This window comes from Paenibacillus sp. FSL F4-0125, from assembly GCF_038008565.1.
GTDB lineage: Bacteria > Bacillota > Bacilli > Paenibacillales > Paenibacillaceae > Paenibacillus_AQ.
The window spans coordinates 3184623-3209601 of sequence record NZ_JBBOZJ010000001.1 but is presented as its reverse complement, the minus strand read 5'-3'; the positions used below and the strand labels follow the sequence as shown (position 1 = coordinate 3209601).

General features: G+C 41.3%; 22 protein-coding genes and 1 riboswitch. Of the genes, 1 reads left to right on the top strand and 21 read right to left on the bottom strand.

Features of this window, described 5'->3' with window-relative positions; all coding sequences use genetic code 11:
• Nucleotides 1–5: 5 nt before the first annotated feature.
• From NST74_RS14110 to NST74_RS14010, 21 genes are all read right to left on the bottom strand, one after another.
• On the bottom strand, nucleotides 6–1148 hold the full coding sequence (locus NST74_RS14110) for a copper amine oxidase N-terminal domain-containing protein (RefSeq protein WP_341112659.1): 1143 nt from the start codon (nucleotides 1146–1148) through the stop codon (nucleotides 6–8).
• Between the two features lie 147 nt (nucleotides 1149–1295).
• Nucleotides 1296–2456, bottom strand: coding sequence for an alanyl-tRNA editing protein (locus NST74_RS14105; protein WP_341112658.1), 1161 nt, complete (start codon nucleotides 2454–2456; stop codon nucleotides 1296–1298).
• 138 nt (nucleotides 2457–2594) lie between these two features.
• Nucleotides 2595–2822, bottom strand: coding sequence for a hypothetical protein (locus tag NST74_RS14100; RefSeq protein WP_042127526.1), 228 nt, complete (start codon nucleotides 2820–2822; stop codon nucleotides 2595–2597).
• A gap of 92 nt (nucleotides 2823–2914) precedes the next feature.
• Nucleotides 2915–4537 carry a DUF4179 domain-containing protein gene (locus NST74_RS14095; RefSeq protein ID WP_341112656.1) on the bottom strand — a complete coding sequence of 541 codons (1623 nt, stop codon included), beginning with the start codon at nucleotides 4535–4537 and terminating at the stop codon, nucleotides 2915–2917.
• Nucleotides 4515–5105 carry an RNA polymerase sigma factor gene (locus NST74_RS14090; RefSeq protein WP_341112655.1) on the bottom strand — a complete coding sequence of 197 codons (591 nt, stop codon included), beginning with the start codon at nucleotides 5103–5105 and terminating at the stop codon, nucleotides 4515–4517. The genes NST74_RS14095 and NST74_RS14090 overlap by 23 nt, the downstream gene beginning before the upstream one ends.
• A 149-nt stretch (nucleotides 5106–5254) precedes the next feature.
• Nucleotides 5255–6544, bottom strand: coding sequence for an amidase (locus NST74_RS14085; protein ID WP_341112653.1), 1290 nt, complete (start codon nucleotides 6542–6544; stop codon nucleotides 5255–5257).
• 75 nt (nucleotides 6545–6619) lie between these two features.
• Nucleotides 6620–7822 (bottom strand): MFS transporter, encoded by a 1203-nt coding sequence (locus tag NST74_RS14080; protein ID WP_445668191.1) that lies wholly within the window; start codon nucleotides 7820–7822, stop codon nucleotides 6620–6622.
• A gap of 8 nt (nucleotides 7823–7830) precedes the next feature.
• Nucleotides 7831–9387 carry an ABC-F family ATP-binding cassette domain-containing protein gene (locus NST74_RS14075; protein WP_341112649.1) on the bottom strand — a complete coding sequence of 519 codons (1557 nt, stop codon included), beginning with the start codon at nucleotides 9385–9387 and terminating at the stop codon, nucleotides 7831–7833.
• Nucleotides 9388–9813: 426 nt separating this feature from the next.
• Nucleotides 9814–10557: a MerR family transcriptional regulator gene (locus NST74_RS14070; protein ID WP_341112648.1), complete on the bottom strand. Its 744-nt coding sequence runs from the start codon at nucleotides 10555–10557 to the stop codon at nucleotides 9814–9816.
• Between the two features lie 13 nt (nucleotides 10558–10570).
• Nucleotides 10571–11308, bottom strand: coding sequence for an ABC transporter permease (locus tag NST74_RS14065; protein ID WP_341112647.1), 738 nt, complete (start codon nucleotides 11306–11308; stop codon nucleotides 10571–10573).
• A complete protein-coding gene (locus NST74_RS14060) occupies nucleotides 11305–12021 on the bottom strand; it encodes an ABC transporter ATP-binding protein (protein ID WP_341112646.1) in 717 nt (238 codons plus the stop codon). The genes NST74_RS14065 and NST74_RS14060 overlap by 4 nt, the downstream gene beginning before the upstream one ends.
• A 158-nt stretch (nucleotides 12022–12179) precedes the next feature.
• Nucleotides 12180–13484, bottom strand: a complete 1305-nt coding sequence (locus tag NST74_RS14055) for a voltage-gated chloride channel family protein (RefSeq protein WP_341112645.1) — start codon at nucleotides 13482–13484, stop codon at nucleotides 12180–12182.
• A 67-nt stretch (nucleotides 13485–13551) separates the two neighbouring features.
• Nucleotides 13552–13613: riboswitch (Fluoride riboswitch) on the bottom strand.
• A 7-nt stretch (nucleotides 13614–13620) separates the two neighbouring features.
• Nucleotides 13621–14340 (bottom strand): YebC/PmpR family DNA-binding transcriptional regulator, encoded by a 720-nt coding sequence (locus NST74_RS14050; RefSeq protein WP_042127514.1) that lies wholly within the window; start codon nucleotides 14338–14340, stop codon nucleotides 13621–13623.
• Between the two features lie 166 nt (nucleotides 14341–14506).
• Complete coding sequence (locus NST74_RS14045) at nucleotides 14507–15634, bottom strand: 5-methyltetrahydropteroyltriglutamate--homocysteine S-methyltransferase (protein WP_341112643.1); 1128 nt, start codon at nucleotides 15632–15634, stop codon at nucleotides 14507–14509.
• 140 nt (nucleotides 15635–15774) lie between these two features.
• On the bottom strand, nucleotides 15775–16884 hold the full coding sequence (locus tag NST74_RS14040; RefSeq protein WP_341112642.1) for a 5-methyltetrahydropteroyltriglutamate--homocysteine S-methyltransferase: 1110 nt from the start codon (nucleotides 16882–16884) through the stop codon (nucleotides 15775–15777).
• Nucleotides 16885–16900: 16 nt separating this feature from the next.
• On the bottom strand, nucleotides 16901–17833 hold the full coding sequence (locus NST74_RS14035) for a LysR family transcriptional regulator (protein ID WP_042127507.1): 933 nt from the start codon (nucleotides 17831–17833) through the stop codon (nucleotides 16901–16903).
• Nucleotides 17834–17955: 122 nt separating this feature from the next.
• Nucleotides 17956–19071, bottom strand: a complete 1116-nt coding sequence (locus NST74_RS14030) for a phosphodiester glycosidase family protein (protein ID WP_341112640.1) — start codon at nucleotides 19069–19071, stop codon at nucleotides 17956–17958.
• Nucleotides 19072–19244: 173 nt separating this feature from the next.
• A complete protein-coding gene (locus NST74_RS14025; protein WP_341112639.1) occupies nucleotides 19245–20798 on the bottom strand; it encodes a TPM domain-containing protein in 1554 nt (517 codons plus the stop codon).
• Nucleotides 20799–20918: 120 nt separating this feature from the next.
• Nucleotides 20919–21296 carry an acylphosphatase gene (locus NST74_RS14020; RefSeq protein ID WP_341112638.1) on the bottom strand — a complete coding sequence of 126 codons (378 nt, stop codon included), beginning with the start codon at nucleotides 21294–21296 and terminating at the stop codon, nucleotides 20919–20921.
• 217 nt (nucleotides 21297–21513) lie between these two features.
• Nucleotides 21514–22452 (bottom strand): cysteine synthase A, encoded by a 939-nt coding sequence (gene cysK / locus NST74_RS14015; protein ID WP_042127494.1) that lies wholly within the window; start codon nucleotides 22450–22452, stop codon nucleotides 21514–21516.
• A gap of 72 nt (nucleotides 22453–22524) precedes the next feature.
• Nucleotides 22525–23550, bottom strand: a complete 1026-nt coding sequence (locus NST74_RS14010) for a LacI family DNA-binding transcriptional regulator (protein ID WP_042132164.1) — start codon at nucleotides 23548–23550, stop codon at nucleotides 22525–22527.
• A 325-nt stretch (nucleotides 23551–23875) separates the two neighbouring features.
• On the opposite strand from NST74_RS14010, the gene NST74_RS14005 reads away from it, so the two are divergent.
• The gene (locus NST74_RS14005) at nucleotides 23876–24928 is read left to right on the top strand and encodes a 2,3-butanediol dehydrogenase (RefSeq protein WP_042187954.1); all 1053 of its coding nucleotides are present in this window, start codon (nucleotides 23876–23878) and stop codon (nucleotides 24926–24928) included.
• Nucleotides 24929–24979 lie beyond the last annotated feature (51 nt).

Sequence of the window (24979 nt, the reverse complement as noted above, 5' to 3'; positions counted from 1 at the left end):
TGCAATTATTTGGATTGAAGTGTAAATGTCACTGTTTTTGCTTTTTCCTCAAGGATTGGAGTATAGGTAAATGTCAGCACATTCCCTTTGCGACCCTTCAATACTAACATTCTGGTCAAAACATATGGATCTCTGCCATCATTCACTCTATCCCATTCCTTACGATCCTCACTGGTTATCAGTTGTTCGCTGAGATTGATGATTTCCTCAGAGCTGCTATAAACCAAATATAAGTGTGTCGTATCTAGTAAACGTATGAGCGCCACATCCTCCGATGCATACTCCACGATGAAATCTCCTGTTGCCCCGGTTAGCTTCTCCATCTCAAATAACTTCCCTAGATCGCCATCCTTAGTAATATACTGTACGTTCTTCCCATCTGTCATATACAACTGAGTAGAAGGCACTTGCGGCGCATGTGGATAAGCAGCATTCATATATTGATAATTCATTTGTTTGAGAATAGTGCCTGCATTGACCAATACTTGATAGCTGCTATTGAAATCGGTGAACATGGCATAATGATTGTCTGTTAACTGGAGAAGATCCGTGCCATTGACAATTTTCTTGACCTCAAAAGCATAGTTGTAGGCTGATTCCTTGAACGGTAGTTGACCAATAATTACTGGTTTTCCAGCTGAGGTAGCACGGTAATACAAATCTCCGTTTTTCTGAGATATCCAATAGGATCTACCATCTACAGAAGCAGAAACCAATCTAGCTTCATCTACGATCTGGATAACCCCATCCGTTTTATTAAGCCCCGTTTTACCTCCAAGTGCACTGACCACTGAGACTAATGGCACATACACTGAACCTTTAATAATACGTGGGGATTTCGTTAAATTCACCACTGCTTCATTTACTTTTGTCTTTACAGTACCAGTTGTGAAAATAACCTCTCTTTCAGGACGAACAAGTTTGGCCGTTTTGGATTGTTGATCCCAAGATAATGTGTACCCCATAGCATCCGCGAGTGATTTCAGAGGCACAAAAGTTGTATTCTCTGTGATGACCTGTTTACTGCTGATTCCAATTTCTTTAAAGTTGAATTGAATTTGGCGTTCTGCTTGCGCAGATACAGATCCATACCCTGTACTTAAAATCAAAACAGCTATGATTCCTAGCGTTACCTTCCATTTATTCATTTCTATTCTTCTCCCTCGACTTTATAATCATATGTAATTAGACGACAATTTATGGAAAAAGTTTCTTATTGTCCCCTTTCATCATGCAAAAAAGACCTGATCCACGGAGACTACCGCAGTCAGGTCATCTGTCTTTTAATTGTAATCTTAACTTCTAGCAAACTCGTAAAACGCCAAAGCATCGTCCCAAGTCGGGAATCCAGCTTGCGCTAATTTATCGCTGCCTCCACCTTTTCCATTGTAGGTACTAAGATGCGTTTTGAAAAAAGCTCCACAGGAAATCTCTGCGCTGCCATTCTGCGCAAACACAACCTTATTCTCAGCAGAACTAGCCAATAAAACTGGAACATCACATTTCGCGGTAAGCTTGTTAGCTAAACTTTGTAAATCTTTCAGTGATTTATCCTCGAATACTTTTGCGATCAGTTTTCCTTCTTGTTGTGCTAAAAGCTCCTGTACGATATAATCATCATTCTTATCTTTTAGTAGTGTAATTTCCGCTTGCAGTTGCTTTTGTTCATTCTCCCACTTTTCAATTCGATCGATAATTTCATCTTTTCCCGTATTGAACTTGGAAGATAGTGCTCCAAGGATTTGCAGACTGTTATTAAATTCCTCTAAAGCACGGTAACCACATTTAAAATAAATCCGCGTATTACCTTTTTGTTTCTCCGCTTTCAGAAGCTTAATCATACCAATTTCACCTGTTGAAGATACATGCGTACCTCCGCAAGCGTTATATTCAACATCTTTGATCTCTACAATCCGGATGTTCTCCGTCACTTTTGGCTGTTTGACCAGTTTAAGCAGGGAAGCTTCTTCCCCTGTTACAAAATAGCTAAGAATGGAATGGTTCCGGTAAATCTGCCGATTAACCTCCCACTCAATGGAATGAAGCTGGTTAGGCGACAGTTCTGACGCTTCTATGTCGATGGTGCAATAATCTTCACCTAAATGAAAGCTTAGAGTCATAAACTGTAAAAGATCAAGACATACTGCTGAGAGCAAATGTTGCCCACTATGCTGCTGCATATGGTCGAATCTTCTCGTCCAATCGATCTGACAATTGACAGCTAAATCATCAGGCAGACGTTCCAGCTTATGTAGGATAAGATCTTCCTCACTGATTACATCAAGTACAGGGATATCCTGTATAGTCCCTAGATCACAGGGTTGCCCACCGCCATGCGGATAAAAAGCAGTTTCCTCCAAAGTAACATACAGCCCATCTTCTCGTTCTATCGTTTCCGTAATACGGGTTTGCCAGTCAGTCAGATATGTAGAATTGTAATATAGTTTGCTGGTCATGTATGTATCCCTCTCTTTTATACGTTTATGGCACATTAAGCTTATAGTATCATAACGGATTTCAAAGACAAACTACACCAAGAAAAACGGGTGTCGTCCTTATATGAACGACACCCGCTTCTATAGCATCTTGCGGACTTAACATGCACAAGAAACATCTTTTAAGTTTCTTATAGCAATAGCATTGAGTCGAAGCGCTTCGACAATTGAGTCTCTTACTGCTAACAATTCAAATCTTTCACGACTGCCAATAGGCAACCTGCAAAGTAATGCTTCAATTCTTCTAAGACTTTCTTTCAGAATCACTCTCTGCTTACGCAAAGCATTTAAAGCTCTTTGAATTTTTCTCTTCTCTGCAGCAGTCATAAACTACCACCTCTTTTCGATTGTGATAGTATATGAGATGCGAATTCTCTAGATCTTGCTTGTACAATTTGGAAGCATAAAGATTGATTTTACTATTTTTTGCTAACTTCCATGATAGGAACGGTCCAATCTACATTGGTGTACAAACGGTTAACTACTGTACGTATTAATTGAAGCTGATCAGGGATTTTAGTAAGGCCATGAGCACGGAACTCAAAAAAATTCTTTTTGTTATTTGACTGTGATTCAACGATTACGATATAACCATCTTTCCATCCGGACCCATCAGTAGAATATCCTCCTCGCCCTGACAGGTGATACTCTTTACCCTCAAGGTCTTTAAATATCCACTCACTGTTCATAAATTCATTTCTCAATCTTCCGCTAAAATGTAATGAACCTTCCTTCGTTGATCCATTGGTATTGGGAGGCGACTCCACAGTGAAATCATTTAACATGAGCTCATCCCCATCAAATGCAAAGGGGATTGGATGCTCCTTCAACTTGGATGGCTCAAACTGTACCATCGAACCATCCTTTTCTAGAATGAAATACCCATCGAACACAAAAGTATATGGCGTATCCTGGGGTAAATATTTAAATGTATAGCTCCAATGCATTAATCCAGGTTTATCACCGGGTGCCGAAGATCGTGACATTACACTATCCTTACTCGGTAATTTCCTCGCATTAACACTGTGAATCTCTTCTCCCATGCTATCCTCAAAATGGAACTTCATCCCCTGCTGCTTCCATAATTCACCTGGAGAACGACTCAATGCCTCTTCACTTAATTGAGTGTCAAATTCAAAACGAACACCTTGAACCATATGAGTTAGTCTTTTCAAAGTCACTGTTAAACCGTCCGGAGAAGTATAGCTACCCGTTAGGGGAGCTGAGGTTGTTTGTTGATTCGCTTTTGTCATATCCATCGAAAAACTGAAATTCCAATCTCCTTGTAAAATAGGAATATTTCTTCCCTTGCTTCCCAACTCAGTTATATGACCTTCGACTGTAATTTGATCGGCTTGCAATGGCTCCGAAAAATTAGCGATCATATAGTAAAAATCGTTGGTAAATCCCATATCGTATAATTCTCCAACGACTTTTCCATGATCATCTTTAACTTCAATCTTATTACCTTCACCAAAACCCAAGCGATGTCTGTCATGTTTACCATCCGGTCCGAACAACTGTAGAGCGACAATCACACGAGTAGGATCTGCTACGGCTTCGTCAATTTTGATCGTATAGCCTTTATCCTTCACTTTTATATTAGGATGATCTACCAACCCAAATTCTTGCGCTCGCAAAAGGCCAATGTCCACATTATCTTTCACAAAAAGAGAACGTAAAGTCTCTGCCAATGTGGGTACAGAATATAAAATCACGGCACTCAGAACAACCAGTAGCAAAGCTGCTGCCATGGCTAATCTAAGTAACTTAAGAATCTTCGGATTCTTTCGCTTTATGTTAGGTACCCTTACTTTCTCTAGTTCTACTGATTCTATTGAAGCCATAACTTGATCCGTAAAAGACTCTGGCAGTTTCTCCTCAAACAACGCTTGCGACCACTCCTCTTGTTCTTCCAATAGCATATGATAGATTAAGTTGCAATGGGTACAAGCAGCAACATGATCAACAACTTCCAATGGGCGGGAGGTAGATGTACTTAGGATGTATTGCTCGATCTCAAATGGACTTAAGCACTTCATCGCTCTTCACCTCCTGGAGTGTCATGATTTGCTTCAATCGCTGTTTCGCACGATAAAGGTCATTTTGAATTTTACTTATAGGGACCTCTAAGAGCGTACACATTTCTTCATAGCTTAAATCATTGGTGTAACGAAGCAGCAAAGCCATCCGATAATTAGGCGGCAGCTTCTGCATTAGGTGAAGCAGCTCTGTGCGATGCTCTGATCGAATGAATTCTTCCTCTGGATTATTTGAAAGGGAAAGTTCAACAAGATCGTCTGATAGGCTTGCTGTAGGACGAGTTTTTTTCCAAAGATCCTTCAATAAATTAGTCGCGATGGTATACAGCCAAGCCGCAAAGTTTTTATCTAAATCATGTGAGGCCAGCTTACGATAAGCTTTAATAAACGTCTCCTGAGTGATGTCTTGAGCATCTTGGTGATCGGCCCCCATCCCTCTCAAAAGGCCATAAATTTTATTTTTATATCGATTCACAAGAAACGAATAGTCTTCTTTATGTCCATGCAGAACATTTTGAATCCATTGCCTCTCATCCTCTTTTTCAACTTTCGGTACATGTCCCTTCACCCTTAAGCCTCCTTGAAGCACGATACTCTATAGACGATTCCTATCAGAAAAACTCTCACTTTATACAAAAAAAAGTAGATCTTCAATTGTATTGAAGACCCACTCTGTTATCTAACCTCGAACTTGCCCCATCTGTAGCCCAAATAGGCTCACCCCAGTGCTAATGATACAAGTCTACTCCAATATATAAGCTTTTCATCCTGCCCGTAAGCCCCAATACATTGAAATCCTAAAGGCATGTTATGAATAGTGGCTGAAGGAATGCTCACAGTTGGCGCTCCTGCGTATGACCATACGGCCGTCATTCCAGCCCATCCTGTCCTTGTTCCCCACAATGGAGCAGTTCCTGCTTGAGCGGGCGAGACCCAAATATCAATCCCCTCTGTCTTTTGAACATCCAGTAGATCATATCTCAATTTGATTTGTCCTCTACGATATCGCTCCAGTTCCTCATCTCTGATGGTTAGCCCTGATTCAATACCATCACGCATCGCAGTCCCATAGCAATCTTTGTATTTTTCAAATCGTACGGCATGAACTTGAGCCATTTCCCCTTGTACTAACCTCAACATTCCATCCCCATAGATGAAACTATCTTCCCATGGCATCTTAACATTTTTTATGACGAAGCCTGCCTCTTCCAACTTCTTAATCTGGCTCCAAAAAGTATGTTTAGCGTCCTCTTCCAATAAAGTCATGAATACCCCTTCTGGAATACCAAGCACGGGTTTACGGTTAGCTTCGAAAGGCCTCCATTCCGAGATGAGTTCTGAAGAGACCCGCTCCATGCTAACCATATCCTGTGTGAAAAATCCCATCGTATCAAATGAAGGGGACATCAACTGAACACCATCCAAAGGGATACGTCCATAGCTTGGCTTAAATCCAACAACACCACAGAAAGAAGCAGGTGCCATAACAGAACGCAAACTTTGTGTGCCTATCGCAAATGGACACATACCCGTGGCAACTGCCGCTGCAGACCCTGCACTAGAGCCGCCTGGTGTATGATCCAAATGATGAGGATTACGAGTTGGGAGATGCCCGGCATATGCGAACTCTTCGGTCACCGTTTTGCCTGTGAACCATACTCCTTTTTGCCGCAGCTTTTTAATAAAACTACCTTCTGAACGTGTTAATTCCTGTGGAGGAAGATTTGAACCGGCACGAGTGGGTAAGCCGTCAATATGAATTAGATCCTTAACTCCTACTGGAACTCCGTATAATGATGGTTTTGGGAGCTCATGATAGGTTTGTCTTAGCAGCGCTACTTCACTCATGATTCTATCTGTTCTTTTCTCTTCCGATACAAAAGCATGGATATGCGGCTCCAACTTATCATAACGATCTAAATGCTGATTAAGGAATAGCTCGAGTGATGAATCATTTAGCTCTAATCCTTTATGGAACTGTGTTAAAGAAGATGAATTGATATACATATCTAAACCCCCTCCACAATTTACCGAAATAAGATCTACATGGCTGTGATTGTATTTATTTGGAATAACTTCATGTTAATCGTAGTCCTTTGCTAAGGCAAGAAGTTTAATCACAGCATAGAAGGCGCAAATAATCACTGCAATACCAGCGAGTAAAAGAATAGTCTCCACTTGGACTCTATCAGCTAGCGGACCAAACAGCACCATCCCGAGTGGCAAAGCACATGAGTTCGTCACTTGAACTAGACTAAACACCCTACCTTGCAACTTCGGCTCCACATTCTGCTGCAACATCACTGTCAAAGGAGCGTTAAAGCAAGGCATCGTTACGCCTATCAACAAATTAAACAATAAATACATTGCAAACATAGGAGCGATGCCAAGTCCAACCATCAGCAAACCGTAGAGAGCACATGCTATAATGTTGGTATGCATACGAGACTTAAAGCCGCCCCATGACGCTATCAGAATCCCTCCAACTAACGCCCCTACGCTAAAAGTCATCTCACTTGCGGTCAATCTCCATACTTCTGGACCAAAGGATCGACTCACCATTAGAGGGGTTAAGAAGGCTGCTGGACTGATCAGTATCATTACGACAAATAAATAGATTAGTAATTGCTTAATAAAGACATGATCCTTTAGGTACTTAAACCCTTCCTTAATGTCTTGTACATTCGATTTCTGAACCTCCTCCAACTTAGCATGAACTGGAACAACGATTATACACATCATACCGATCCCAATAATTGCAGTAATCACATCAATAAAAAAGGCAGTTTCTATGGTACTAATCGATAGAATCACACCCCCTGCTGCTGGAGCTAGAAACATCATCAAGGATGAAATACTACTATTTACTCCATTCACCTTCATAAGGTGATCTTTTGGAACAATTTGAGGGATAAGTGCGTTCACAGCAGGAACCTGTATGCCCGTACCTGCTGCTCGGATCAGCAAAATTACATATAGCAACCAAATATATTTATAACCCATCAAAAACATCACAGCGAGGATAAGGGTAGCGATCGCAATCATACCATCCGCTAGCATGATCATTTTTTTACGACTATAACGGTCGATCCATACCCCAGCAAACAGCGATATCGCCATCTGCGGGAGAAAGCCGCAGACGGTTGATATCGTCATCATCACCCCTGAAGAGGTAGTTAGAGTGATATACCAAATAATCGCATATTGAACCAGCGAGGAACCAAATAAAGAGATGGTTTGAGCCGTTAGAAATAGGGTTATTTTTCTTTTCCAATTGTCATTCATGGTTTGCATTAGTACTTAATTCCTTTACTTCTGGTTTCATCTCCTATGTTAAGCACACGATCGACCCACCCTTGATAAAACTCTTCTTCATGAGAAACAAGAATAACAGTACCGCTAAAATGAATTAGAGCTTTCTTCAATGCGTCTTTCGTTTCAGCATCTAAGTGATTGGTCGGCTCATCCATAATTAGGAAGTTGTATGGTGAGAGCAGTAATCGGCACAACTTAACCTTAGACTGTTCTCCGCCGCTGAGCGTACGGATAGACTGTGTTACAAGGTTATCTTTAACCACACACTGCGCCAGATGACGACGTATTTCCTTTACAGTCAGTTTTGGATCATAAGCTGAAATCACCTGAATAGGAGTCATCGTATCATCTTCCCAAGTTAAATCCTGCTCGAAGTAACCGACTTTAACTTGTTCTGCGAACTGAAACCTACCGGTTATCTCTTTGATTTCTCCAACCAATGTTTTAAGCAATGTTGATTTCCCGATTCCATTGAACCCCGTAATCACCAGCTTTTGTCCGCCACGGATGGAGAACTTCAATTTAGGCAACAAAGGTTTATCGTAACCAACCACTAATTGATCCACTTTAAGCGCTACTTGTGACGTGCATGGGAGCTCTTTAAAACGAATAGACGCTTTGGATACAAATGTTGGAGCTGCGATTCGTTCCAGCTTATCCAGCTGTTTTTGGCGACCACGAGCAATTTTGGAATTAACACCCGCACCGTTTTTTCGAATGAATTGCTCTGTAGTTTCTATTTTTTTCTGCTGTGCATGATATTGCCGGATATAACTCTCTCGCAAATGTTCCTTCTGCTTCACAAAATCCGAGTATTTACCATGGTATTTTTTAATCGTTTCCCCCTCTATATCGCAAATGCTAGTGGATATTTTATCGAGAAAGGCATAGTTATGAGATACAACAATGAACGCTTGATTAAAGGCAATCAAATACTCAGCGAGCCAGTTAACATGTTCGGTATCTAGATAATTGGTTGGTTCGTCGAGTAATAGCACATCAGGTTGTTCAAGTAAAAGCTTGGCCAGTATAACTTTTGTCCGTTGCCCCCCGCTTAACTGCTCGATGGGACGGTCGATTCCAATCGCGTTGATCCCTAGACCCGTAACCATCTTACTGATGTTGCTCTCCATCGAATAATAGTCTAGCGCTTCTAATCGTTCCTGGTAGTCTGCTGCCTTTTGTAATAACGTTTCGTTGCCAGTTACTGAGCACTCTTCATAGAGCTCATTTATTTTTCGTTCTAGTTCGTATAATTCTGAGAAAGCCTGTCTTAAATAATTATGAACCGTACAGTTTCCATCCATGACAGCATATTGATCGAGATGACCGATTGTAATATTGGGCTGCCACTTTATCATTCCATCATCCGGGATCACTTCCCCCGTCAAGATGCTAATCAACGTACTCTTACCCGTTCCGTTCTGTCCAACCACTCCTACATGCTCTCCCTTGTACAAATCCATAGAGACATTTTTGTATAGGACCTTATCGCCAAAAGCATGTGCCAAATTAGAAACCTCAAGTAAACTCATTTCCTATTCCTCTTTTCTGAAATTAATTAAGAACGCAAAAAAAGCAGAAGACACTGCACCCTTTGGGCACAAGCCTTCTGCTTATCTGTACACGAATAGACGGCACAAACATATAAATGACAGTCTAGAAACTGAGCATTATAAACACAAAAGGCTGTAGACGAAAATTGTCTACAGCCTCTTAATCATTAACATCGAAAGACAGCATAACCAAATAAGCGTGACATTTCACGCTAAATCGGACTAGCTATCATTCGATGATATAAAAGCAATACGCTTTTGATTAAGCTCCGGACAACGTTTCATCGTTTGTATCCGTTTGTTCGGAGCAGCCTCTGGTATATAACTTTACAGTTTCTACATGAATCATGTTAAACCATCCCTTAGTTTGGTAACAGTTTAAAACGCATGCCTAAACTTGTCAACCTAGAGCGGGAAATCATAATTATTTTTAGTCTCTAATAGTTGAATAACTTCTTTTGCCTTTTGTATCGCTTCTTCTAGAGAATAAATTAAACGATCTGTTACTGTGACAATATCTTCGAACTCTCCAGGTGTGTCTAATATTTCTTTGATGCTTAGTTCCTTTGATTGTTCTGCTGTATTTATTAATCTTAGAATAGCATTCATAGAATAGTGTGCTGCTCGCAATGTACGAATAATCTTCATTCTATTTAATTCTCGTTCTGTATAAATGCGATAACCATTTGGTAGTCTGGGAACGGTTATTAAGCCATTTCTTTCCCAGTTCCTTAGGATTTCAGGTGTTAATTCCAATAATTGTGTGACTTCATTCCGATTATAAGTCTGATTAGACAATGACTCATTGCCACTGAGCCATTGTTCAACTAATTGAATGGCTTCTAAAGCTAGTCGGTATTCTTGTTCAAGATGAGCCAAATAGACCTGTGCTAGTTTAAACGCCAGCTTGTAATCACTCTTCCCACTGGCTTCTGCAATAGCTCGTGCTTTTGCTCGACTATGACCTTGAATAATCTCACAATGAAAAGCGGTTCTAGCTACTTGAAGCTGAAATAAATGAAGCTCCGAAAATACTCGATATCCATTGTCTGCACGCGGCACTGGAGAGATATACTTCCACTCTTCATAAATGCGAACAGTATTCGGATGTACGTTAACAAGACTCGCTATTTCTTTGGTGCTATACATCCCTACGCCTCCCTCACTTCCATTTAAAGAATTTGATGGCGCTGCCTAAACCAATCAATATACATAAGACAAGAATGATAATACTAAAGAATAAGTGCTGAATTGACTCTCCAATCGAAACTTGTTTAAGTAAATGAATACCATGTGAAAGCGGAATAATATCCATTATCCATTGGAGAAAACGCGGCATAATTTCATATGGAATCGTAGCGCCAGAGAATAGAAGCATTGTGAAGTAGACCACTGAACTCCATAAATTTGCAGACTTTTGATCAGGCACGACACTGCCGATAGCAATCCCAACACTGTACATCGCACACACAACAAATGCATAAGTTAGCAGAAAGACTCCCCATGAGCCTCTCATTTCATAATCAAATAATAAAGTATATACAGTAGTTACGCCAATAAATGAAACTAGTGCTGAGGATAATTGAATAACAACTTGAGCAAACAATATATGTACTGGGGATACAGGTGTTACTTGGAATCTTTTTAGAATTCCTCGATGACGATAGTCAGCAACGGTAAGCGGTACACCCATTACGCCAGTGGCGAGTACCCCAATACAAATAACTGCAGGGTAAGAGAATTCAAACATGGATGCTCCGCTGGCAGACAGATCTTTACTCATGACATATCCAAAAAGAGTCGCCAAAATGATCGGGAGTAGGATCCCAAATATAAGTATATCCATACCTTTCCAAACAAGCTTGCCCTCTATCTTTAGTAGCGTCCAAAATAATTTCATACCCATTCCTCCTCACCTGCAAAATATAAATAGGCATCCTCTAATGTTGGTTGTCCACTAAGTGTAATAATTTCTTGAATGGAACCAAAGGCGACCGTTTTACCGTCTCTTAAAATGATTAGTTGATCGCAGAGAGCTTCTACTTCGTCCATGTAATGAGAGGTGAGTACAATCGATAGTCCGTTTTCTTTCATAGTTAAAAGCTGTTTCCATAACATCTTACGCGCCTTTGTATCAAGCCCCGTTGTTAATTCATCTAAAAAGACGAGCTGAGGATTAGGCAAGAGGGCTAACAAAACTGCTAATCGCTGCTTTTCACCGCCAGATAGCGATCTTACTAGCTGCTTTTTCTTTTCATGCAGTCCAAAGGTTATAAGTAAAGGATCGATAGCTTGTGGTTTTTTGTATAAAGCACGCCATTGGATACATGCCTCTACTACGGTTAAGCGATCTTGAAAATTCGTATCTTGGAATTGTACGCCAACGTTTTGGAACACTTCCTTTCGTTCTGTGAATGGCGATTTCCCAAGTACTTCGAGCCTTTGAAATTCGCTTTTCTCGATCCCTAGAATTGCAGCAATACTCGAGGATTTCCCCGCACCATTAGCTCCTAGCAAACCAATTACTTCTCCTTCACCTAAATGAAAGTTTAAATCCTGGACAGCAACTTTATCTCCGTATCGTACAGAGAGATTGTTTACGGACAAAATCATAATCCCCACCTCATTTCAGATATTAGGTTTACACTATATCAAATGAAGTAAAGGCTGGTGGTTTATTGGAGGGTTTGTTTTTTGAAACAAAAAAAGAGGAGGTTAGCTCATCTCATGAACTAACCATCCTCTGACAGATGAAAAATATTTCCGAAAAATCATTTTCTTTTTTTAACACCATTTATCCTAGTCCCTTGAGGGATTGAAATGAGCTGACTCTTTGATACACCGATAAGCTGAGAAGTATAAATACTCGAATGTCCGGAGAACAAATAACTCACCACACAAGCGATGAACATATAAATTGCACCTTCCGAACCGAACAGCTCAATTCCCATTAAAAAGCATGCGATAGGTGTGCTCGTAGCTCCGCAGAAAACAGCAATGAATCCGAGCGCAGCTAAAAAGGGACCATACACATGTAATATTCCAGCCAAAGCATTGCCTAATGTGGCCCCAATCGCAAACAACGGAGTAACTTCACCACCCTGAAATCCTGTTCCCAAGGTAAAAGCGGTAAAAATCAGCTTCCACAAAAAAGCGAACGGTGAGACCTCACCCTCAAAAGAATCCTTGATTAAAGGGATACCAAGTCCCAGATAGTCGCGTGACCCTACAACGAATACCAACGCTATGATAATTAAACCACCTACTGCAGCTTTTATCATCGGATTGTTAATCATGGCGGTGAAGGTTCTTTTTAGAAAATGAGTCAGTTCACTGAAAAGCATACTCACAAGACCAAAAATAACAGAAGCCAATACCACTTTTAGAATAATCATTACACTTAAGGCAGGAAACTCATTCACTACATAGTGAGTATGATCAACGCCCCACAATTGAGTGGTGACCAGATCACCAACAAAGCTGGCCACAAAACATGGAAGTAACGCTTGTTGGCTAATAAGTCCAATCGTTACCACTTCTAGACCAAATAAGGTTCCAGCTAGTGGTGTTCCGAAAATAGAGCCAAAACCTCCGCTAATCCCGCACATTAACAATATTTTGCGATCCAGCGGACTGATTTTGATTAATTTTCCAAACCATTCCGCGAGGCTTCCTCCCATTTGTACTGCGGTTCCCTCACGTCCGGCAGATCCGCCAAACAAATGAGTTACCAGTGTTCCGAACAATACTAAGGGTGCCATGCGTAAAGGAATGGTCTCTGTACCATCCTGAATTTGTTCTATAATAAGATTATTTCCTTTAACGCTGTTTTTTCCATAACGCATATATAAGAAACTAACAAGGACTCCTCCAAGAGGCAGCAAATAAAGCAGCCACGGATGCTCTAGACGTACATCTGTTACATAATCTAAGCTTTTCAGAAAGAATGCCGAGGCAGTTCCCGATAAAAGTCCAACCACACTTCCGAGTACAATCCATTTGATAAATGTACTCCATAGTGCAAAATGACTTCTTTTCTTAGCGAATTCAACCCATCGTGCAGACCATTGATTCATTACGACAGCCTCCAAAATCAGTATAAAGCAGTCCCAACAACAAAACAGACTCCTACCAGTGAAGCTCACACTGGTAGGAGTCATTAGTCTCATGAGACGGTTGAGGCGAACTCCATCGCCTTGTTAGATATTATTCTTAGTCTTCAAACTCCACGTTATGATACACCTGTTGCACATCTTCCAAATCTTCTAAAGCATCAATCAGTTTTTCAAATTGAGCTTGTGCATCTTCAGGAAGTGTTACATAGTTCTGTGGAAGCATGTTTAATTCTGCTACAGTAAATTCGGTAATTCCAGCATTTCTGAATACTTCTTGTACGGCATGGAACTGATCAGGCTCAGCATATACGATAACTGCTTCGTCCTCTTCCAGTACATCACGTACATCAAGCTCTGCTTCGAACATCATCTCAATCACTTCATCAGCGGTTTTACCTTCCACACCGATAACAGCCGTTGAGTCAAACATATAGGCTACTGATCCGCTGACACCCATATTTCCGCCATTCTTACTAAATGTAGAACGAATCAAAGGTGCTGTACGATTAACGTTATTCGTAAGCGCATCGACGATAATCATCGAACCGTTAGGTCCAAACCCTTCGTAACGAAGGTCTTCATAATTCTCATCACCGCTGCCTTTGGCTTTATCCATTGCGCGGTCGATAATCGCTTTTGGTACATTGTAAGTTTTTGCACGTTCTAATACAACCTTCAGTGCCCGGTTTGCTTCTGGATCGGGTTCACCTTTCTTGGCTGCTACATAAATCTCAACACCAAACTTAGCATAAACGCGACTTGTGTTGGCGTCTTTGGAGGCTTTCTTTTCCTTAATATTATTCCACTTACGACCCATATTGTTCCCGCTCTCTTTCAACATGAATTAAAAACAATTGTTACTTATTATACCCTTGATTAATAGCTCTAGTAAAGTGCGCTGCTAGGTTAATCCTCTAAGCTGTCACAATACACTCATAAAAAAGGCCCCTGAATCGATCAGGAGCCTGCTAGTATTTATCAAATCAATGCCAAATTTCATCCGCAATCTCTTTAATAAATTGCAGTTTGTCCCACTGTTGCTGATCTGTCAAATGGTTTCCTTCTTCTGTAGAAGCAAAACCGCATTGTGGGCTTAGACATAGCTGATTGATGTTAACATACTGTGACGCTTCTTTAATACGCTCCACGATTTCTTCTTTATTCTCAAGCTCACCGGTCTTCGAGCTGAACAATCCTAGAACAACCTGTTGATCCTTGATAAATCTTAATGGTGCGAAATCACCTGCCCGATCCGTATCAAACTCCAGATAGAACCCATCAACATCCACAGTTCCGAATAACACTTCTGCGATTGGCTCGTATCCACCGGAAGCTGCCCATGTAGAAGCATAGTTTCCACGGCATACATGCATGGTAATGACCATATCAGCAGGATGATCCTTAATCGCTTCATTATTTACGAATGCATACAACTTAGCAATTTCGTTAACATTTACACCCTCTTTTTGTCGCGCTTCCCAATATCCTTTGTCACAGAGCATCCCCCATGTGCAATCGTCCAACTGAAGATTTCGACAACCCGCCTCATAGAAGTCGCGAATCACTTCACGATATGCTGCGGCAATATCAGCAACTAGTTCATCTTGGTTATCGTAAACAGCTGCAGTGGTCTGGTGATTCCGTTGCAGCTCAGCAAGAAATTGTGCAGGAGATGGAATCGTTTGACGCGCAACTACATCGTTACCGGCAACGCGAGCCAGTTGTCTGTAATCTGCGATCATTGGATGATTCGTACCGCGAATCTTGCCAGATAGGATTGCCGTTTCCGCTCTTGTCTCCATGCCATTGAATAAATAGCCTTCTTTGCTGACTTTCTTAGCTACGCCTTCCAGACCCCACATGAAGTCTAAATGCCACCAAGAACGGCGGAATTCACCGTCCGTTACTCCTTTTAAACCTACATCTTTTTGCTTTTTCACGACTCTGGCAATCTCCGTATCTTCAACCTTGCGCAATTCGTCTGCCGTGATTTCATTGTTTTGAAATTGAACGCGAGCTCTCTTAATTGTTTCCGGGCGTAAGAAGCTACCTACTATATCAACTCTGAAGGGTACTTCCGTTCTTTGCGTTCCTGTTTGAATGGTACTCATGGGGCCGACCTCCTCGATTCTCTGTGCTTGTTCTGTTGCATTCACTATAGCACTTCATCATCAAGGGCTGGTAACTCCTAAAAACTATGGCCTACCATAAGCTTACGCTATAGCAGGCCATCAGATTTACGTATTTTTACTTAAACCCAAATTTCTTGGGCGGTTTCGATTACGAGACGTATTTTATCCCACTGCTCTTCTTCGGTTAGAATATTCCCTTCCTCGGTTGAAGCAAATCCACATTGAGTACTTAGGCAAAGCTTCTCAATATCAACATATTGTGCCGCTTCTTCAATACGCGCTTTGAGCTGTTCTTTGCTCTCAAGACCCCCATGTTTCGTAGTTACTAGTCCCAACACTACAAATTGATCTTTAATAAAACGTAAGGGCTCAAAATTACCCGCCCGCTCATTATCATATTCCAAGAAAAAGGCATCCACTTTAGTATTCGAAAAAAGCTCTTCCGCCACAGGCTCATAACCACCAGCAGCGAACCATGTAGAACGAAAATTGCCTCGGCATACGTGAAGCGCAATTGTCATGTCCTGTGGACGATTGGCAATGCTCTCGTTAATCAGCCTAACATAATCCTTAGCCAATTGATCTGGATCTGTACCTCTGCTGCGTAAATGCGCCCGATGTCTGCCACTACACAGCGTTCCCCAAGTTGTATCGTCTAACTGGAGGTAACGGCAGCCCGCATCATAGAACGCTTGGATTGCAGTTCGATAAACAGCAATAATATCTTGAAATAACGTTTCCTGATCCGGATAAACCTCATTCCCGTTAAACTCCTCCACAAAGTGAAATAAAGCGGGTGAAGGAATAGTCATTTTCGGAATTCGGTCTCCAGCCATTTGCTTCAAAGCGATAAATTGCTCGATCATCGGATGATCTTCAAAGGCAATTCGGTCCACAATTCTAAATGATTCCGCGCGCTGAACCGCCTCCGCTCTTCCTTGATTCAAGTTAATCTTCTCTGTCCCTTTAATCCCTACAAAAAAATCAAGATGCCACCAGGAACGGCGGAATTCCCCATCTGTGACCGCCAATAAACCCACTTCTTTTTCTTGTTCCAGAAGTTTGGCGATTTCAATATTCTCAATTTCATGAAGCTGACTGCCCGTGATTTCACCATCGTCATATTGGAGGCGGGCTGCTTTTATCTCATCCGTGCGTAAGAAGCTGCCAACGATATCGTAGCGAAAGGGTGGAGCATTTCTCTGGGTGCCAATTACGGGTCTAATCATACCGATCCTCCTACTGCTATAGTAAAAAATGATTTAGGTCAAAATAACTTCCTGAAACCAGGTCATTCAAAATCTCGATATACTTAGATGCCATTACACTAGGTCTGCGATCTTTATGCGCTATCCAGCCAACCGTAAATACTTCATTGCTCTCAAAAGGAATCGTCTTCAGGCCATCACCATTTAGATCAGACGCCAGAATTCCTGTGCCTACCGTATAGCAATCCGTACCCATTAATAAATTGGTCAGTGTCGCTCGGTCATTCACCTTAATATTCTTCTCAATTTGTGAAAAGCTTAACATTTCCTCTGAGAAATGCAGTGAATTGTTCTCACCCTGTTCAAAAGTGATATAAGGGAACGGTACAATATCATCCTGAGTAATAACTTCCTTACGAGCCAGCGGATGTCCGGTTCGAACATAAAGATGCGGATCCGTATTAAAAAGCGGTGTGAATTTCAGATTGCCGTCACTAAACAGTTTATTCATATGCTTATAGTTACTCTCGTTAATATAAAGAATTCCTAAATCACTGCGCAAGGTACGTACATCCTCGATAATCTCGTAGGTTTGCGTCTCTCTCAAGCTAAAATTGTATTCCGAGACGTCATTCTGCTTCATGAGATTTACAAAGGCGTCAACCACAAAGGCGTAGTGCTGCGTAGAGATGGAAAAATAGATCGGACTACGCTTTTTCCCAGTATAACGATTCTCCATAAGCTCCGTCTGTTCAATAATTTGGCGGGCATAACCTAGAAATTCCATCCCCTCTACGGAAATACTGATTCCACGGTTGGTCCGCTCAAAAATCGTAATCCCCAGTTCACTTTCTAACTCTTTAATGGCATTGGACAGGCTCGGTTGAGAGACAAAAAGCTTCTTTGCCGCCTCATTCATGGAGCCACTATTTGCAATTTCGATAGCGTAGCGGAGTTGTTGCAACGTCACTCCTATTCCCCCTGTTCCAGACCTGTTAGTTCTGTATTCTGTTTCATGCTAGGTGATATCGTAGCATATTTTCATATGGCAATCCAAGATAATCCTTATCTTATTTACGTATTAAGCATGCTTTAGCGTGTACGCTTCTTAGCAGCATCAATTTTGGAGGGGTCAAGTCCTTTCCAAATATTCGGCATATCAACCTGCTCCGGGTGCTCAAATACTAGAAAAGCCGTAGGTAAATATCGTTCCCCATATTGAGAGGATGGCTTGTTCATAATCTCGTTGTCTTTTACCAGCACAGTAGAAGAACCTCCATCCAAATTGGCAGCAATCACGGCTCCATGCTTAAGAAGGATTTGCTGCACATCGTATAGATTTGCCCCAATACTATAAGTAGGTTGTCTTCCATCAATAATAACAAATATAATCGCTCCGTCAGCTCGCTGGCCCATCGCTGTTCTTGGTGCAATTCCCCAACCTTCAGCAGCGTTCTTAATCAATCCTTTTCCATTGACGATTAAACGAGGGCTAAAAGTTACTGCCTCCTGAACACCCATTTTACTAATCTCGTCCAAAGTATAATTTCCAGCAACCATCTTCCCTTGTTTATCAAGACCTACGATTTGTGTGGATTTCTTGCCACCGAGACCGTTGTAATATAACTTACCTTGTGAGATCACAATACCGATAGGTTTAAATCCGTTACCTTTCCAGTTGGGGTCAGCGAATCCACCACCGTTAACTCCAGCGATAGCACCTGTGCGCTTCACCATGCTAGTTACTTTCTCACCTGACCCTACTTTATCCGGAATTCCCAAACGAACTTTAGTAGGATCATTAACGATCATGACATATCCGGAATATCCAGTACCTGATACATTTTCTATCTCGACCAGTGGTTTCTCTTTTACTTCTGGTTCAGGAGTGATGGTATGTGTGTCCTTTTCGACCCCCATCTCTTCAAATTGGGTACTATATTCAGTCACTCTGTCCTTTAATCCGTCCTCGCCAATAATATATTTAGCCATGTAGCGGTGCTGTGTTGTGATCAGTGTATCAGCGATTGAATAGCGCAGATTTTTAGCCGAAGGTGCAAAGTAAAACCAGCCGCCTCCAGCAATCAACAAAATTAAACAGAATAAAAACACTTTGGATAGTGTTCGAAAAAAGCTCCGTTTTTTACGTTTTTTTGTGGGTTTCTTTTTACGTACGGTGGAACGTTGAGGTAATGATGAAGTGCTCACTTCTTTTTCCTCCCTGACTATTTCGGAATTTGAAAATAAATGTCTAACTTTATCATAGACGATAAATTTTATGAAAAGTTACTATTAAGTAACAACCCAAAACAAATAAGTAACCTCCTAAAACAAAAAAGCAGGTTTCGGATAACCCGGAAACCTGCTCATCTTCAACCTTTTTAGTGTCTACCCGCTCCGCCACCACTGCTGGCGCTACCTCCACCACCTGATGATCCACCACCGCCGGAATAACCTCCTCCACCGGAAGAGCCACTATCATTGTTAGAGTAGCTGCTGCTGGAAGAGCTGGAAGAGCTAGAAGAATGTCTACCTGCACCTCCGCCACTACTCGAACCTCCGCCCCCACGATTCTCGTTGCTTGAGGAATATCGTCCTGCTCCTCCACCTCTAGTAGAGCCGCCTCCACCGCTGTTTCCCCAGAAGCTTGACTGTGAGTTATTTGATGGTGTGTTTCTATGATGATGATGATGGTGATTATTATAGTGATTATTATAACGTCTGTGCCAACGTCTACCATAACCGTAATCCGCTTGACCGTACCAATTCCCATACCGCCGAATATTTCTTGGGCTATACGGATTAAATGGCAAACCGTACATTTCAATATATTTATTGCGTCGTGAAAGACCATATCCGAACAATATGAGCGGAGCAAATATCAATAAGTAAATTAGGAGACCTTTGCCTACACTAACACTAGCCTCCTTTGCTGAAGTGGTTGTTGAGGGCGAATTTGAACCAGTTGTGCCCCCATTATTTCCTGCTGTCCCTGTTGTTCCAACGACCTGATCCGCTCTTGCTAGCAAAAAACTGTACAAAGCATTGACAGTTGCCGTAGCACCTGTCCCGTAATCTTTTTTTACAAATTGAGGCTCAAGTACGGTATCCAAAATATTACTAATCGCATCGTTAGTTAGAATCTTATCGATGTCCTTCCCTTGAAGAACATGATAGTTGTCTCCATCAATATCTAGTACGAGCATAACATCCTTAGGGCCTGCTGCAACGGAGGCAAACTTCATGTAGGTATAATCCTGAAGTGTCTTATCTCCTGCATTCTTTACAGTAACCACATAAATGCCACTGCCAGTTGTGGTTTTATATCTATTGCTAGATTCGTTCAGATAATCCTTTGTCACTTTTTTGAGTACACCGGCATTATCGGATACATAGTTTTTCGTGCCGACAGTTTCCACCCAAGTCCCACCCATGGCCTGAATAAAAGCGCCATACGTCTTGCGTGCGCCATTACTATATGTTTTTGCTGCAAAATCAGGTTCAAGGTATTGAGAAAGAATTTCTTTAATCTTACTGTTAGGCAACGTATCCTCAATACCCTTTCCTTGTACCGCCCAGTAATCATCATCTTTTATAGATAACAGCAATAGAAGCCCGTTATTCTTGTCCGCGGAACCTACACCCCAGCTATTGAATAACGAAGTGGCATACTCTTCCATCGAAACTCCATTTGTAGAATCAACTGTCACTACTACGACTTGAGCACCCGTATCCTGATGTAATCGAATCCCATAGTTCACCATGTAATTCTCAGCTTTCTCGTCGATCACATTCGCAAAATCATTTACATAAAATGACCCCGTATGCTTTGGTACAGCAGTCTTAGCTGAAGTTAAAACCGGAAGAAGCAAAACGCTTAACATCAGTGTGGCAAGTGTGGTAAGAAGCATTTTTCTAAACATTCTGTAGTTCATATGTACCTCCTGCGCTATCATAATCTCTTTTATTTATCGGTTACGGATGGCTTAAGCAATAGTTCCATTTATTTCTAATCTGTAAATTTTACAGTTAAAGAAGATAACTTCTTAATTCCACTAATCCATATGTACTTTTTTCACTATCGTAAAATCTTTCTCACTCTCATTAAGAGGCAGATCACTCATAGTTACTTTCTTTACAGATGCCCGTTTCAATGATTGCATGCAATGAACTAAAAAAGAGATTTGTTGCTCTTCTCCTTGCACTTCTAGCTCTACACTTCCGTCGTTTAAATTTCGTACCCTACCCGTTAATCTCATTCTTTCAGCAATCGTATATATTTCCAAGCGGAATCCTACATTTTGAACTCTACCTGAGAAAACCACTTGCTTTCTAACGACAGGACTTGAAGGAAGATCCAGTAACTGAATACGATTTGCATGCCAAATCACATAATTATTTCTAACTTTTTTGAACACATTCACACGTTTCATACTCCTTTTTTAGAACTACTACGATTTATGCTATATTGTACCATAGCCGTTGGTAAAATAAGGGGCTGAGTTTATCACTCTTTAATTACAAAATGCACAAAAAGACTCAGCATTCTGCTGAGCCTCCTTGTTGGTATTAACCTCAGTGCTAGAAATTAAAATACTCCGGATCTGCACCCATCCGATGGCTTACATTCAAGTCATAAGTTGGTTCAATCTATTCGTTAAAATCAAACAGAGTAGTCGTTAAATATCGTTCACCAGTATCCGGCAAAATCACCACAATCGTCTTCCCTTTATTTTCTGGACGTTTAGCAATTTGTGTAGCTGTATATACCGCGGCGCCAGACGAGATCCCTACCAGTAACCCCTCGGTCTTGGCAATTTCACGCGCTACGTTAAATGCGTCTTTATTCTTCACCTGAAAAATCTCATCAACAACCTCTTTATTGTAAATCTCCGGAATGAAGTTAGCCCCAATTCCTTGAATTCCATGCGCACTAGGCCGGCCACCAGATAATACTGGTGAATCAAACGGTTCAATAGCAACGATTTGTACCAAAGGGTTCTTAGCCTTCAAAGCTTCCCCAACCCCTGATATGGTGCCTCCAGAACCAACACCTGCGATAAAAATATCTACATTTCCATCAGTATCTCGCCAGATTTCTTCCGCTGTAGTCGTTCTGTGAATTTCCGGGTTAGCTGGGTTGCTGAATTGTTGTGGAATGAATGCATGTGGAATTTCCGCTGCCAATTCCTCCGCCTTTCTCAAAGCACCGCTCATCCCTTCAGCTCCAGGTGTTAATACAAGCTTAGCACCAAGCGCAGCCATCACCTTACGGCGTTCAATACTGAATGTATCCGGAAGAACGATAATCAACGGGTACCCAAGGCTGGTTGCAGCCATTGCAAGGCCAATGCCGGTATTGCCACTTGTTGGCTCTATAATTACAGAATCTTTATGAATTAAGCCTTTATCCTCAGCATCTTTGATCATCGCATAACCTATACGATCCTTGACGCTACCTCCAGGATTAAAAGACTCTAGCTTGGCAAGGATTTTTGCTTCAACGTTCTGAGATTTACTATATTTCGAAATTTCCAATAACGGTGTGTTGCCAATCAAATCAGTTACGCTTTTATATATATTAGCCATAATATTCTCCTCATTTCTTATTAACCCATCAGCTTACTTAGCATTAAGTCTAACAGGATTTAGAGTATATTATCAACTTGTTGTATTCCGTCTAACAGAAACGCTGGACTCTCGCACGATTAAACGCGGATCAAGCTGCACCCTTTGGTAGTCACCCGTAACATTATCTTGGATCCGTTGCAAAAGAAGCTGAGTAGCTAATCGAGCTACTTCATTTCCCATGATCGAAACTGAACTAATCTGTGGAGTTGTAATAGTTGTCCATGAGTTATTGTCTACTCCTACCACTGCCACATCTTCAGGAACATGAACACCTAATTCTTTAAATCGGTTTACGATTCCTATAGCGACCATGTCATTGACTGCATAAATAGCATCTGGCATATGGGTCAGGCTATAGAAATAATCTGCGGCTTGTACCCCAGTTTGCAGGGAGAAATCTTCTCCAAAATAAACCAAAGAAATATCCACTTGATTTAAAGCTTGTTGATAAGCGAGATAACGATCCTCAATGAGATCTTTCTGCGCACCTGCGTATGCGATTCTAGTTCGACCAATACTGATTAGATGCTCCATTATAAGCTGCCCTTCAAAACGTGACAGGCTGACGATATCAGCTTTTACGTTTTCTGTGATCCGCTTCCCGTAGTTAATAATAGAGACTGGAACGCTCGATTTATTGATTAGCTCTACCATAGTTTTGGGATAAGCAAGGGGCATGATAATAAGGCCATCGACATGTAATTTCTTGATTTCACGGATTGTTTCAAGCTCTGTCCGCGGATTTCCGGAAGTATTAATCTGAATCACGCGATAACCGTCCTGTTTAGCGGCTTGCTCCACGGACCAAGCAATATCTGGAATAATAGCATTTCGAATATCAGGCACAGCCAGAGCAATTTGCTTCGTTTGGCGAATTTTCAGACTTTGTGCAGAAGTATTAGGTGTAAAACCCATTTCCTCAATCACTTGCAGCACTAATGCTTTAGTCTTGGAACTGATTCCCTCTGAATTATTGATCGCCCTTGAAACGGTAGCAATACCTACTCCCGCTCGTTTCGCTACATCCTCTATGGTTACTTTGTTTTTATTAGCCAAGTTGATAGTCCCCTCATTTTCGGAATCGTTTCCGTTATCATAGCTATTATTATATCAATCCGGCTCATCCAAGCCGCTTTTCCAATGTGTTTATTATAACATAAATGTGCTAATAAAAGCACTTGTAGCAACTACAAGTAATCCATTTATGCCTATAAACACTACGTTTAGGTGAAATTTTTCACTAATTTTCGATATTAATTTTTTATTATTTAAATTTGACAATATGAAAATTATGTGACATATTTGTTCTCGGAAACGTTTCCTCTTTCACAGGAGAAAAACACTATTTATTATCAATTAATTAATCTAGGAGATGAATGATATGCAAGCATTAAGATGGCATAACGTCAAAGATCTACGGTTAGAAACGATTGAAGAACCAGCAGCCCTTGAAGGAAAAGTGAAAATCAAAATAGAGTGGTGCGGGATTTGTGGCAGCGATCTTCACGAATATGTAGCCGGCCCTATTTTCATTCCCCAAGGTACAGATCACCCCCTTACTGGTGAAAAAGCTCCAGTCGTAATGGGACATGAATTCTCTGGACAAATCGTTGAAGTAGGTCAAGGCGTTAGCAAGTTTAATGTTGGTGATCGAGTCGTTGTCGAGCCTGTCTTTGCATGTGGTGAATGTGTAGCTTGTCGACAAGGTAAATACAATCTTTGCGAAAAAATGGGTTTCCTAGGTTTGGCTGGTGGTGGCGGTGGATTCTCAGAATACGTCGCAGCAGACCAACATATGGTACACAAAATTCCTGATAGCTTGTCCTATGAGCAAGGCGCTTTAGTAGAGCCCTCTGCAGTTGCTCTGCATGCTGTTCGTTCCAGTCAATTAAAGGTTGGGGACAAAGCTGTAGTCTTCGGCGCGGGTCCAATCGGTTTGCTTGTGATTGAAGCGTTGAAAGCTTCCGGCGCTGCTGAAATTTATGTCGTAGAACTTTCCGAAGAACGTAAGAGTAAAGCTGAAGAACTAGGCGGTATTGTAATCGATCCTAAGCAATATGATGTGGTTGAAGAAATTCAAAAACGTACCGATGGTGGCGTGGATGTTGCTTTTGAAGTCACAGGTGTCCCTCCCGTTCTAACACAGGCAATTAATTCCACTAAATTGAGTGGTCAAATCATGATCGTCAGTATTTTTGAAAAAGATGCTACGATTACTCCAAACAACATCGTACTTAAAGAACGTAATTTAACTGGTATCATCGGATACCGTGATGTATTCCCAGCAGTAATTAGCCTGATGGAACAAGGTTACTTCCCTGCGGACAAACTGGTTACTAAGAGAATCAAGTTGAACGAAGTGATTGAACACGGGTTCGAAGCGTTACTGAAAGAAAAAAATCAAGTGAAAATCCTTGTAAGTCCTAAACAATAACCATAAGCAGCCCTGTGGCTGATCTATAGAAGAAGAGTCCTTCTCGATAAG

Excerpts from the sequence above, each read along its gene's own strand:
- NST74_RS14040 (WP_341112642.1), bottom strand. The coding sequence starts at position 16,884 with ATGATTAGACCCGTAATTGGCACCCAGAGAAATGCTCCACCCTTTCGC.
- NST74_RS14095 (WP_341112656.1), bottom strand. The coding sequence starts at position 4,537 with ATGAAGTGCTTAAGTCCATTTGAGATCGAGCAATACATCCTAAGTACA.
- NST74_RS14065 (WP_341112647.1), bottom strand. The coding sequence starts at position 11,308 with ATGAAATTATTTTGGACGCTACTAAAGATAGAGGGCAAGCTTGTTTGG.
- NST74_RS14085 (WP_341112653.1), bottom strand. The coding sequence starts at position 6,544 with ATGTATATCAATTCATCTTCTTTAACACAGTTCCATAAAGGATTAGAG.
- NST74_RS14075 (WP_341112649.1), bottom strand. The coding sequence starts at position 9,387 with ATGAGTTTACTTGAGGTTTCTAATTTGGCACATGCTTTTGGCGATAAG.
- NST74_RS14060 (WP_341112646.1), bottom strand. The coding sequence starts at position 12,021 with ATGATTTTGTCCGTAAACAATCTCTCTGTACGATACGGAGATAAAGTT.
- NST74_RS14055 (WP_341112645.1), bottom strand. The coding sequence starts at position 13,484 with ATGAATCAATGGTCTGCACGATGGGTTGAATTCGCTAAGAAAAGAAGT.
- NST74_RS14025 (WP_341112639.1), bottom strand. The coding sequence starts at position 20,798 with ATGAACTACAGAATGTTTAGAAAAATGCTTCTTACCACACTTGCCACA.
- NST74_RS14020 (WP_341112638.1), bottom strand. The coding sequence starts at position 21,296 with ATGAAACGTGTGAATGTGTTCAAAAAAGTTAGAAATAATTATGTGATT.
- NST74_RS14045 (WP_341112643.1), bottom strand. The coding sequence starts at position 15,634 with ATGAGTACCATTCAAACAGGAACGCAAAGAACGGAAGTACCCTTCAGA.
- NST74_RS14070 (WP_341112648.1), bottom strand. The coding sequence starts at position 10,557 with ATGTATAGCACCAAAGAAATAGCGAGTCTTGTTAACGTACATCCGAAT.
- NST74_RS14050 (WP_042127514.1), bottom strand. The coding sequence starts at position 14,340 with ATGGGTCGTAAGTGGAATAATATTAAGGAAAAGAAAGCCTCCAAAGAC.
- cysK (WP_042127494.1), bottom strand. The coding sequence starts at position 22,452 with ATGGCTAATATATATAAAAGCGTAACTGATTTGATTGGCAACACACCG.
- NST74_RS14110 (WP_341112659.1), bottom strand. The coding sequence starts at position 1,148 with ATGAATAAATGGAAGGTAACGCTAGGAATCATAGCTGTTTTGATTTTA.
- NST74_RS14080 (WP_445668191.1), bottom strand. The coding sequence starts at position 7,822 with ATGAATGACAATTGGAAAAGAAAAATAACCCTATTTCTAACGGCTCAA.
- NST74_RS14105 (WP_341112658.1), bottom strand. The coding sequence starts at position 2,456 with ATGACCAGCAAACTATATTACAATTCTACATATCTGACTGACTGGCAA.
- NST74_RS14100 (WP_042127526.1), bottom strand. The coding sequence starts at position 2,822 with ATGACTGCTGCAGAGAAGAGAAAAATTCAAAGAGCTTTAAATGCTTTG.
- NST74_RS14005 (WP_042187954.1), top strand. The coding sequence starts at position 23,876 with ATGCAAGCATTAAGATGGCATAACGTCAAAGATCTACGGTTAGAAACG.